Raw genomic sequence first — 11198 nt, 5'->3', positions numbered from 1 at the left:
GGGTAGGCGGGTGGATGAGTGGATGGGTAGCTTTTTGCTCACCACTCGCCCACTCGCCCACTTGACCTATGTGTAGCTGTTCGCCATTTCGCGGACGATGTCGCCGCGAGTGAGAATGCCGACAACCTGCTGTTCGCCATCGACCACGGGTAGTCGCCGCACCTGCTTATCGTGCATGAGGTGGGCGGCTTCACGGAGCGATTGGTCGGGGGTAATGGTAACGACGTGATCGGTCATCACGTCTTTGACCAACTGGCCCAGGGCTTTGTGGAGTTCTTGGTTGTACTGATTAGGATTTTTCAGATAAATCACGCTGTCGAGCAGCATGATGTAGGTGGGCATCTCAATGCCGGTGGTTTGCCACATTAGGTCGGATTCTGACAAAATACCCACCAGATCGCTGTCTGCATTGATGACCGGTAGGCCACCGACGTGGTTTTCAGCCATCAGCTGAATGGCATCCTTTAGCACGGTGTCGGGGGTCACCGAGATTGGGTTTGGAGTCATCACGTCTGCAACGGTTTTGGCCATAGGATTGATTCACTGCGCTTTACTTCATTCTAAAAAAGGTTCTCGACTAACCGGTTGGCTGTCACAGGTCGTTACAGTAGTGCTCTAGAATCTCGGCGCAGCGAGCGATCGCGCCCAAGTGGGCAATTTCATAGCCGTGGGTGTTGTGGGTGGGGAAGCTGAGACAGGCCGCCCGCGACACATGGCCAAACTTCATGGCAATTGAGCCATCGCTGCCAAAGCCGCTGATTACCGCCATCTGCACCGGCAGGTTATGGTCTACTGCAGCCTGGCGCAGCTCGGCGTTTAGGCCCTCATCGTAGAGGCCGTAGGCATCCTGGCTGAGGAGCACAGGTATTTCGCCCGCCTGAATAGGATATTCTGCGGCCAGAGGACAAATCTCCAGGGCAATCAGGGCTTCGAGGCGGTGGCGCTGGGAGAAGTAGAGGGCACCGATCGCGCCTACTTCTTCCTTGGCTGAGGCCACCAGATATACGGTGACGGGCAGCTCTTTCAAGCGTTCTGCCAGGGCGAGCAAAATCGCCAAGGAGGCTTTGTTGTCGAGGGTGTAGCTGGCGATGTGGTCGCCCATGCGAAAGGGCTGTTTGCGGTGCTTGCCTACCACCACCCGTGTGCCGGGGCGAATACCGGCGGCGGCAAGGTCTTGGGGCGATCGCTTGGTTTCAATCCAGGCGGTCTCCCAGGTGACGGGCTGGGCCTCCTGCTGGGCCTTCTGGGGCGACTCGTGAGAAACATGGCGCGAGCCAAAGCTCAAAATGCCGCTAATGGTCTGATGATCCCCAAGCAAATCCATTACGCCCTCGCCGTAGACCCAGGGAAACGAGCCGCCCAGTTTGCGTACCGACACCCGGCCATCGGTGTAGATGCTCTTGACCAGGGTGCCAATTTCGTCTTTGTGGGCGGTGATGGCGATCGCGCGGCTGTCATCGCGTCCAGGAATTTTGGCAATGATGTTGTCGGCCTGATCGCGCCAGTGGTCTACCCCTAAATGGGCCAAGGCGTCAATTAGATACTGGTTAATTTCGTCCTCCATACCGCTGGGGGAATGGCACATGACCATGTCGGTGATTTGGTTGAACAAGTCGTCGTAGGGCATGAGTGTGGATGAGTAGGTGGGTCGGTGGGTCGGCGAGTAGGTGGGTCGGTAAGTTTTGCTGCCTTTATTTTCCCACCCACGCACCTACGCACCCACGCACCCACAGTTCCCCCGTTAGTCCACTCTCCGGCTTGGGCTTTCTAAAGACATGAAATCTTCCTAAAGCTTGTGCATCTACTACCTAAATCTCCTTGGGTGCGCTGGGGGATCGCGTTTGGGATCGGGCTCCTGCTGTTTGTGGGGGTCAGTAGCCAGTTTCACAGCGAGGCTACGCTGCCCACGCTCGATCCTCTGCCGCAGGATCCGTACATTCGGGCGTATTTTAATCAAAACCAGGCAGCGACCTACACCGACCCCTACCGCAACATCACCCGGCACGGGGATAACTTGGAGCAGGTGGTGATCGATGCGATCGCGACGGCCCAATCGTCGATTGACATTGCGGTGCACGAGTTTTCGCTGCCGGGGATTGCCCATGCCCTCAGCGAGCAAAAGGCGGCTGGGGTAGAGATTCGGGTGGTGGTCGAAAACACCTACAGTACACCGATGGGAAAGCTGGGCAACCCGGCGGCGATCGCCCAGCTCGATGAGCATTACGAGGCGAAGGCCAACGACCTGTACGCCTTTATTGATGCCAACCAGGACGGAGTGCTCAGTGACGGGGAACTGCGCGATCGCGATGCCCTGACCATTCTGGCTGAGGCCAACATTCCTCTGATCGATGACACCGCCGATGGCAGCAAAGGCAGCGGCCTAATGCACCACAAATTTATGGTGATCGATGGCCGTACCGTCGTTACCGGCTCCGCGAACTGGACGTTGAGCTGTACCCATGGAGATTTTTCGGATCCCGATAGTCGGGGCAATGCCAACAGCATTTTGGTAATCGACAGTTCTCCGCTGGCCCAGCGATTTCAGGCCGAATTTAGCGCCATGTGGGGCGACGGCCCCGCAGGTCAGCCCGACAGCCTCTTTGGCCTGCAAAAACCCCATCGCACTTCGGCCCTGGTTTCTACCCCTGGCTCAGTGCTGGAGGTACAGTTTTCGCCCACCTCTAAAACTAAACCCTGGGCGCAGAGCGTGAACGGGCTGATTGCCAAAACCCTGGGCCAAGCCACCCAAAGCGTTCATATGGCGCTGTTTGTGTTCTCTGAGCAGGCGATTAGCAACCAACTGGTACCAGTCGCCAACCGAGGGGTCGCCATTAAGACTCTGATTGACCCCAGCTTTGCCTACCGCAGCTATAGCGAAGGGCTCGATATGCTGGGCGTGACGCTGCCTGATCACAACTGCAAGCGCGATAACAGTGTGCCCTGGGCTCAACCCATCACGACCGTAGGCGTACCTGTGCTGCCTCCTGGGGATAAATTGCACCATAAGTTTGCGGTACTTGATCAAAGCACTGTATTAATTGGATCCCAAAATTGGAGTCAGGCAGCCAATACTACCAATGACGAAAACCTGCTGGTGATTCGCAATGCCACCGTAGCGGCCCACTTTGAGCGCGAGTTTCAGCGGTTGTACGATGGTGCCAGCTTGGGCATGACGCCGCAGCTAGAGGCCGCGATCGCCCAGCAAAAGCAGCAGTGCGGCCTGTAGGCTATGTCACCGGAGGTCCAAACCAAAGCGCCTTGGCCTCGCTCCAGCTGACGCGATCGCTGAGCACATCTTGGGCTATTAGCTCTTCTATATGCGTCGACTTAAGCTTGAGCCAGCTTAGAGTTTGTTGCACACTCCAGCCTCGGTACTGAGCAATGTGACGAATCTGTTGCAGGGTAATGGTAGGCACGACACCTTTGAACCAACCTTGGAGAACATGGGTAGGGACTTGCAGCGCTGCCGCCAGGTGTTGCAAACTATCACGCTCAGCTAGTTCTAGCTTGAGCCAATCGACCAGTCCCTGCACGTTCCATGGATAGTAGGTTGTACTCATTGAGCAAAATCTCCTTGTGTCAAACCCATGGAACTATAGATTTATGGCTATGTCTGCCCTTTTGTAGCCTCAGGCAATTCTTTTCATGATCTGATTATTTTTCTTTGAAAAAATTTGGTAGTCCCGAATCCACCTGCCCCAGTTGTTCGTAGAAGCATAATGACTTCTGATTTTGCTTAAGCTGCTCCTGCTGCCAGCCCTACTTTTGAAGATATGGCACAAATTCTCGCTTCTGTTGTCTTCGTGGGGGTCAAAATAGTCCTGAGGACTATCCAGGGGACGGTCTTCTAGGCCATACTGAAGCAATATCCTGAGGATTGTCCAGAGGATGGCGATGAACTCCGGGGAAATTGATCGGTATCCAGTCAACCAGTTGCAAGATCGCTATAGCCTGGCTCGCAGCGCTGTGTATAAGCGCATGGAGCAGCTCGGCATTGCGCCCAAAAAAGTAGGGCAGCGATCGTACATCGGTGACCAAGAGCTGCGCCTTATGGATGAACTGCACGTCTTTATTAACCAGGGCGGCAGTGCGGCAGAATTTATTGAGGCGCGAGGACTGCGAAAGCGACCAAGTAGTAATGGCAATGGTCAATCGGGTAGTGGGTCTGCTTTGACGACTACCCCTGGCGACTTTGGCGGATTAATTAGCGCCATTGTTTCTGAAGTCATTGGCCGAGTGGGCATAGGGCCGGAACCAGACCCCCTAAAGTATTTCGAAACCCTTGAAAATGCAACTCGCAACGGCTGGTTGCCGAGTACCAGCGAGTTGGCTGGGCTGCTGGACTTATCACCCAGGGACATTGAGAGCTACGGCGATCGCTTTACTGAAGCTGGGTTTGTTTTCAGCCGCTCTGGGTACCGAAAAAACGGCGAAATTGCCTGGAAGGTCACAAAGCGTTTAAAATAAAAAGACCAGCACTGCAATGCTGGTCTAAATGCAACTTAGTTGTTTTCTTTTTTTCCTTTGGTGATGTTGGTGTTAGCACTGGCATCACCTCTCTTTTTTTGGGGGCAGCATCCTTTGCCTTGGCTCAGGAAATGCTGACTCAACAGAGAAGCAATGGACTGTCAGCCGCTCTGGCGTTAGAGTTTGCCAGCGGGAGCTAAACCCACCAGTGGGGGCGGTGTCTCCCTGGGCCCTTCAACCTTGGTCTTATCCTAACACGTCCTGAGGACATTCCTGAGGACATTGCCAAAATATTCCTGAGGACATTCCTGAGGACAGCTAGTTGGGTAGACGGTTCACCTGTTGCGGGTAGATTACCGATTGAGCATTACGTCTCGATAGTGAGCCTCCACCGGATGATGCTGAACCTGTGACGCTTTGGCGGTGAAAGCTTGATAGCGCAGATGGTGGTGCATAGCAGCGGTGTCGACCGTGAGCACCTGACCCTGATCGACCAGCTGCCGCCCCCGTACCCAGGCTGCTTCCACTACATCAGTGGGTCGCCCTAATACCAGTAGCTGTAGCGGGTTGGTGCGAGGCAGCATAGAGGGATGGTCGAGGTTGTAGAGGACAAGGTCGGCATCCATGCCGGGGGTAAGGGTGCCGGTGCGATCGCCCAAATTCGCCGCCTTAGCACCGCCCACTGCCGCCATTTGCACCGCCTGCTCCGGCGTCAGCCAGTTCTCGTAATCGCTATCGGTCACTGTGTGCAGAATTGTACCCAGCTTGATCGCTTCCAGCATGTTCTGAGCGTCGTTGCTGGCGGCTCCGTCGCAACCAATCGCTACATTCAGCCCTGCCTGCAAGCATTTGAGAACAGGGGCCAGGCCGCTGCCCAAGCGCAAATTGCTGACCGGGTTGTGGACCAGAGTGGATCCTACAGATGCTAGTAGCGCAATATCCGCCTCACTAATCCAGACGCCGTGGGCTAGAGAGGTGCGGGGGGTAAGACAGCCGAGGTTCTGTAAATGCTGTACCGCGCTGATGCCGTAGCGTTCCTGGGCTAGACGCTGCTGGGCGCGAGTTTCGAGCAGGTGGGTGTGATAGCAGAGATTGAGGCGATCGCTAATCTCCCCGCAGCCTGCCAGCAATTCATCTGAACAGCGATGAAACCCCGTTGGCCCCACGCCAATATAGATGCCGTTGTTGGGGTCGTGGAACTCAGCAATGATCGCTTCCATTAACGCTAGTAAGTCTGCCGCTGACCTGGGCGAGGCAGACTGGGGCAGCAAACACCCTTTCGGCAAGCCCGATGCAAAAGGCAAATCTTGAATCAGCGGCGCGATCACGGCGCGAATGCCTACCGCTTTGTAGCCCCGCACTAGGGCATCCACCGTCTCCAGCTCTTGACCAGGGATGACATAGGCATGATCGATCAAACCGGTACCGCCGGAGAGTAGGGTGTCTAGCGCTGTGCTCACCGCGCCCCAGTAGAACTGATCGAGTTGCCGGGGCGTCGAGTCGAACACATTGGCCAGCCATAGCTCCAGCGGTAGTTGCGGAATTAGCCCCCGCTGCCACACCTGGGACGAGTGGGTATGACCGTTGACGAAGCCGGGCAGCAGCAGCCGATCCTCGCCAGGAATAACCTGCTGGTGCGGCGCAACGGGAATCGTCCCAGCAGGGGCAACGGTGCGGATGTGTTGATCAACCAGAAGGACATCCACTGATTGAAGGGTGCCGTTTTGCAAGGCGAGGACGGAACGGATCAACGTTTGCATAGGAATTTTAGATTTTGGATTTTGGCGGATTGATGAGATGAGTGAACGGAACTCCGCTGCCCTGACCATGAATTGACTGAGCTGACAGCGAGAGACCTTTAGCAAGGACAGGCTCTTTTGTGAGTCGCGGTATGATTGGGAGTAATACAGTTACTCATACTTGTTTAGGTCCGATCAATGGCCAATACGCCGAATAAGCGTCGGGTATCGATCACCCTAGATGCTGAGCTTTTGGATGCAATCGATCGCCTCTCAGACAATCGTTCGGCAGTGATTGAGGAAGCGCTACGGCTTTGGCGCAATCAAAAGATTGATGACCAACTGCGGCAGTTTTACCAGTCGCGCAGCCAGGCTGATCTAGATCAAGAGGAAGCATGGGCGGAGTTTGCACAGCAGCAGCTCGAAGAAACGATAGAAAACGAGGGAATTTAGGAGATTGTGGCAGCTTACCCACTCCAGGGAGAAATCTACTTGGTCAGAGCCCTTCGCAGCCTGGGAGATAGCAAAAAACGCCCGGTAGTCGTGGTGTCGATCAACCTTCGTAACGAGCTGAGCCAAACGGTGCTGGTAGTGCCCTTTACCAGCGATCTGAACAGGGGTGAAACTCCAACTCGTATTTTGGTTGTGGCAGGGGAGGGCGGGTTACAGGCGGATTCTCTAGCAATCTGCGACAACATTTTGGCCGTGAGTAAACGCTATCTGGAGCAAGGGCCATACGGCAGGATCAGCCTGCGATCGCTGAAACGTATTCAGCAGGGCATTCAAATTGCCATTGGCATTTATCCCGGCTCGGGCAAGCATTGCCCACCCACCAGCTCTACACTCCAGATAGAACCTGCCCATTCTGCTGAACCTGCTCATGGGCCTTGATCAGCGCTGCCAGTTGCCGCCGCATGATGATGCCGGGCTGATCTGACGGCATGTGCTGTTCACAGGACAGGTCCACTGGCGTGTCGTAGTCGGTGGATTCGAGCACAACCTTGTCTTCGTTGACGACCTGACGATCGAAGGCGATGATCGACTCGGCGCTGGCGTCGGCCTCGCTGTCGTTGCGAAGGCAGAACTGCACAATCTGGGAGGTGCGATCGCCTACCGGAGTCGCCGCTGTAAAGATCAGGTGCATTAGCCCATTGGGGTAGGTGATCTTCAGCGTGCGGCTAAAGGGCACGTACCAGGTCGATTCCACCTCGCGTACCGTGAGGCTGTCGGGGATATTGAGAATCTGCTGCTGGGCAGGTGGGTTCACGACCGGCACCGTAGCGTGAACCTTGAGACCCAGCTCCAGCGGTATGATTTCTGACTTGGCGGGCTGTGGTTGCTCAGTCACGCCAAAAGATGCGGCATGGACGATGCTGAAATGGGCGTTGTCGAAGGAATTTTCCATTAACCGCAAACCGCTGCACTGCCAGGGTTCATAGAACTGAGGGATGAGCCGATTTTCGGGCACGTTGGCTTCGGGAATTTCGGGCAGAGGCAGCAGCGGATTCTCTGCCAAACACACCCAGGCGTAGCCGTAGCGTTCGGCACACTGGAAGGCCTCGACTCGGTAGGTTTTGGGGATCGCTGCACCAGAGTCGAGTTGAGGCACGTTTGCACATGCCCCAGATTTGTCGTAGGCCCAGCCGTGGTAGGGGCAGCGCACACAGCCATTTTGCACAATACCCATCGAAAGCTTGGCCGAACGGTGACAGCAGCGATCGCGCAAGGCTGCCGGATTCCCATCCACCATCAGCCACAGCACCAGCGGTTCGCCCAGCAGCGTAAAGGATCGAGGGCCATTGGTGAGATCGGCCATGGGCATGACGGGGTACCAGAAGCGCCGCAGTACGGGGTGTTGGGTAACGAGCATGGGAGTTCTCCGGGAATGGGTGAGTAAATGAGCCCTTCGACTGCACTCCGGCTAGGGGGTTCAGTCGCTTTAGGATTGCTTAGTCTGAGACTGGTGCCAGTGGTTCATTTCTTCGGCAATAAAGTGGTTGACCAGGTCGCGGTAGAGGGCTTCGATCGCATCAGCATTCAGCCCTTCTGCCTCGGCCCAAACCCGGCGCTGCTGGAGCATAGACTGAAAGCGATCGGGAGCTTTGACCGCAGTTTCGCTGGTTTTGAACTTGGCAGCAGTTTTGACGTAGGCAAAGCGCTGACCCAGCAGGGCAATCACCTGGCGATCGAGCCGATCAATCTCCGCCCGAATGTCCGCCATGTTTTGGCACTGGTCAGGAGTATTCATGGGTTTTGGGGATTTGACTATTATTTCCATTTGACTATTATTTCCTGCCGTTATCATTACCAAATTCAATCTAAAAACCTGAGGACCAGGGTGGCGGCAATATCGCTGGCTGCTGTAGAAACGTGAGTGAGTCGGTGAGATGAACCAGGAATTTGGGGAAATGTGGTGCTGAGAGCAATTGATACAGATCTTTGGGTAGCCGAGCAGCCTCTGCGATACTTTGGCCTGAGTATAGGTACCCGCATGACGGTCATTCGTCTGGCGAGCCATGAGCTGGTCGTTATCTCCCCGATTCAGATCAGTGAGGCATTGGTGGGCGAGCTAAGTGAGCTGGGGCCGGTCAGCCACATTATTGCGCCTAACCTCTATCACTACCTGTTTGCTGCTGACTTTAAAGCGGCGTATCCTAACGCAACGTTTTGGGCAACATCGATGCTGCGGGCAAAAAAGCCAGAGTTAGCGATCGATCAAGTTATAGAAGATGATTCCAGCAGCCCCTGGGAAGGCATTGAGTGTCTGTTCTTTGATGGATTCAAAACCCTTGGCCCTAAAGGCCCCGATTTGCTGGATGAATGGGTGTTTTTCCACATCGCCAGCCGCACGCTGATACTGACGGATACGGCATTTTGCTTTGACGCAAGCTTTCCGCTGTTAACGCAGCTAGTGACTAAAGTTGGCGGTAGCTATAAAAGCCTTAGCCCATCGTTGCTAGAGCGCATAGCAACCACAGACAAAGAGCCAGTAAAAGCATCAGCCCAGCAGGTGCTCCACTGGGATTTTGATCGGGTGGTGATGGCCCACGGCAGCATTGTTGAGCGAGGCGGCAAGCAGCAGTTCCAACGGGGGTACGAGCAGTTTTTAGGGCATTCGCTCTGAAGAAGCTCAAGATCTATGCATCTGTCTAGAGCGAACGTTGGCGGCAGACAGGCTCTGGGAGGCAGATGACGATTTGTCGCCTCAGTGCTAACCTGCGAAAGGCTTGTCCTGATTGATTTGAACCCAAAACTATGAATCCCCTGCTCGATCGCATCCAAACTAGCTTGCTTGATTTGGTGGGGCAGTTTATTCAGCTTTTGCCTGGTGTTGTGCTAGGGCTGGTGCTGGTGCTGGTGACCTGGTATGCCGCTAAGGTGGCCCAACGGGTGGTAGGAAAGATGAGCCAGCGCCTGGTGCCCAGCCGATCGCTACAGCTGCTGGCGGTTCAGGTGGCCCGGATTGGCACCTGGGTTTTGGGGATAGTGATTGCGGCGGTGGTGGCGTTCCCTGACCTGCGGCTGGGCGACATTATTGGGCTGTTGGGGCTCGGTTCGGTCGCGATTGGTTTCGCTTTTCAAGATATTTTCAAGAACTTTTTGGCCGGAATTTTGCTGCTAATTGAAGAACCCTTTCGCTTGGGCGACCAGGTAGTGATGAGCGACTACGAGGGTACAGTAGAAGGTATTAAAATTCGCTCTACCCAGTTGCGCACCTACACTGGCGAATTGGTAGAGATTCCTAATTCGATAGTGTTTACTAACCCAGTGCGGGTGCTGACCGCTTTTCGCAGCCGCCGCACCGACTTTGAGATTGGGGTCGACTACACCACGCCCTTACCCCTGGCCAAGCAAACCTTTCTCGACGTGGTAAACCGTACCGATGGGGTGCTCAATTCTCCTGAACCGGAGGTTGATGTGGTGGGCTTTGGCGACAGTTCGATTGACTTTAAGGTGCGCTACTGGACAACGCCTCAAATCGCCGAGGTGCGGCGGATCAAGTCGCAGGTGGCAATGGCTCTCAAGGCCGCCTGTGATGACGCTGGTATCTCCATTCCCTACCCCATTCGCACAGTGCACATGTTTGACCAGACCGAGTTCAACGAAAGCGATCGCCTGACCAATAGCAACTCGGTAGGGCATCGAGAGGAAAATCCTCAGGACGGTAATAGCCAGAGAGCGGTGCAGTAACGAGCTAGGGTGCCTGCGTCCCTCAGATAAAGCCTATAAAACTGAGGCAAGGTTTGCCGTCTCTTTAATTTGCCAGGACGGGTTGTCGTCCGTGGTCCCCGTAGATAGAAGGGATCACCTTGGGGCACATGGCGCAAACCGATGCACAACATAAGGCCGAGACTGAACTGGACTGGGAAGAACTTTGGCCTGGGCGGGCGGAAGCGCTGGTCTAAACGTTTGGTAATGATGACCTGGCTGGTGGCCTTAGCGCCTGCCGGGGCTGAGCTAGCGCCACCCTCAGCAGAGGCTCTGGAGGTGCAGCCTTGGCTAGGTATCAACTATGAAACCACTGGGGGAATGCGGGACTTTGGCAGCCTGGAAGGCTTTCTGCCACTGAGGCAGGTGCCGGGGCAGCAGGTTTTGTTTTTGCAGGGGCGGGCGCGGCTGGATACGGCTGGCTTTTTGGGCAGCAATTTGCTGCTGGGCTATCGCAGCCTGGACCGCGATCGCGCTGGTCTGTCGGGAGCCTACGCTGGGGTCGATACCCAGGCCCACGGGGGCGGCACCTTCTATCAATTAGGGGCTGGCTTAGAGAAAACTAGCCACGGGTGGGAACTGCGCAGCAATGTCTATTGGCCAGTGGGCGATCGCGCCACCGCCACCACCTTAGTCGGTGCCCCTTTTTTTGAGGGCAATCAGCTGCTGCTGCCAACAAACCGACAGGTTGCCCTGGCCGGTGGCGATGTGAGCCTGGGCGGGGCGATCGCAACGCTCGGATCGGCGGGTACGCTCAGTGCCTACGGGGGCCTCTATTACTAC

11 protein-coding genes and 2 pseudogenes are annotated in these 11198 nt (G+C 55.5%); 7 read left to right on the top strand and 6 right to left on the bottom strand.

Going from position 1 to position 11198, the window contains the following annotated elements; all coding sequences use genetic code 11:
* Nucleotides 1-66 precede the first annotated feature (66 nt).
* Together IQ273_RS24090 and IQ273_RS24085 are read right to left on the bottom strand one after the other, a co-directional pair.
* Nucleotides 67-531 (bottom strand): CBS domain-containing protein, encoded by a 465-nt coding sequence (locus IQ273_RS24090; RefSeq protein ID WP_194025687.1) that lies wholly within the window; start codon nt 529-531, stop codon nt 67-69.
* Between the two features lie 61 nt (nt 532-592).
* The gene (locus tag IQ273_RS24085; protein ID WP_194025686.1) at nt 593-1627 is read right to left on the bottom strand and encodes a M20/M25/M40 family metallo-hydrolase; all 1035 of its coding nucleotides are present in this window, start codon (nt 1625-1627) and stop codon (nt 593-595) included.
* Between the two features lie 237 nt (nt 1628-1864).
* Here IQ273_RS24085 and IQ273_RS24080 point away from each other — a divergent pair, with 237 nt between their 5' ends.
* Entirely contained in the window at nt 1865-3226 is a 1362-nt protein-coding gene (locus IQ273_RS24080) for a phospholipase D-like domain-containing protein (RefSeq protein ID WP_313898227.1), read from the top strand.
* Nucleotide 3227: 1 nt separating this feature from the next.
* Here the strand turns inward: IQ273_RS24080 and IQ273_RS24075 are convergent, their stop codons facing one another.
* Entirely contained in the window at nt 3228-3560 is a 333-nt protein-coding gene (locus tag IQ273_RS24075; protein WP_194025684.1) for a hypothetical protein, read from the bottom strand.
* 334 nt (nt 3561-3894) lie between these two features.
* Between IQ273_RS24075 and IQ273_RS24070 the strand changes: the two genes are divergently transcribed.
* Entirely contained in the window at nt 3895-4467 is a 573-nt protein-coding gene (locus IQ273_RS24070; RefSeq protein WP_194025683.1) for a hypothetical protein, read from the top strand.
* Between the two features lie 353 nt (nt 4468-4820).
* Here IQ273_RS24070 and IQ273_RS24065 read toward each other — a convergent pair whose 3' ends face one another.
* Entirely contained in the window at nt 4821-6227 is a 1407-nt protein-coding gene (locus IQ273_RS24065; protein ID WP_194025682.1) for an amidohydrolase, read from the bottom strand.
* A gap of 177 nt (nt 6228-6404) precedes the next feature.
* Here IQ273_RS24065 and IQ273_RS24060 point away from each other — a divergent pair, with 177 nt between their 5' ends.
* Both IQ273_RS24060 and IQ273_RS24055 read left to right on the top strand, forming a co-directional pair.
* Nucleotides 6405-6659, top strand: coding sequence for a ribbon-helix-helix domain-containing protein (locus tag IQ273_RS24060; RefSeq protein WP_194025681.1), 255 nt, complete (start codon nt 6405-6407; stop codon nt 6657-6659).
* Nucleotides 6660-6662: 3 nt separating this feature from the next.
* Nucleotides 6663-7010 (top strand): annotated as a pseudogene (locus tag IQ273_RS24055) (type II toxin-antitoxin system PemK/MazF family toxin); the annotation flags it as partial.
* Between the two features lie 34 nt (nt 7011-7044).
* Here the strand turns inward: IQ273_RS24055 and IQ273_RS24050 are convergent.
* Both IQ273_RS24050 and IQ273_RS24045 read right to left on the bottom strand, forming a co-directional pair.
* Nucleotides 7045-8076 (bottom strand): aromatic ring-hydroxylating dioxygenase subunit alpha, encoded by a 1032-nt coding sequence (locus IQ273_RS24050; RefSeq protein WP_194025680.1) that lies wholly within the window; start codon nt 8074-8076, stop codon nt 7045-7047.
* Between the two features lie 69 nt (nt 8077-8145).
* A complete protein-coding gene (locus IQ273_RS24045) occupies nt 8146-8454 on the bottom strand; it encodes an isochorismate lyase (protein ID WP_194025679.1) in 309 nt (102 codons plus the stop codon).
* 165 nt (nt 8455-8619) lie between these two features.
* Here IQ273_RS24045 and IQ273_RS24040 point away from each other — a divergent pair, with 165 nt between their 5' ends.
* The 3 genes and pseudogenes from IQ273_RS24040 to IQ273_RS24030 all read left to right on the top strand — a co-directional run.
* Nucleotides 8620-9330, top strand: coding sequence for a DUF4336 domain-containing protein (locus tag IQ273_RS24040; RefSeq protein WP_194025678.1), 711 nt, complete (start codon nt 8620-8622; stop codon nt 9328-9330).
* Between the two features lie 131 nt (nt 9331-9461).
* The gene (locus IQ273_RS24035; RefSeq protein ID WP_194025677.1) at nt 9462-10397 is read left to right on the top strand and encodes a mechanosensitive ion channel family protein; all 936 of its coding nucleotides are present in this window, start codon (nt 9462-9464) and stop codon (nt 10395-10397) included.
* Nucleotides 10398-10538: 141 nt separating this feature from the next.
* Nucleotides 10539-11198: pseudogene (locus tag IQ273_RS24030) on the top strand (inverse autotransporter beta domain-containing protein); the annotation flags it as partial.

The organism is Nodosilinea sp. LEGE 07298 (assembly GCF_015207265.1).
In the GTDB taxonomy this organism is placed as follows: Bacteria; Cyanobacteriota; Cyanobacteriia; order Phormidesmidales; family Phormidesmidaceae; genus Nodosilinea.
This window is presented reverse-complemented; position numbering and strand designations above follow the sequence as displayed.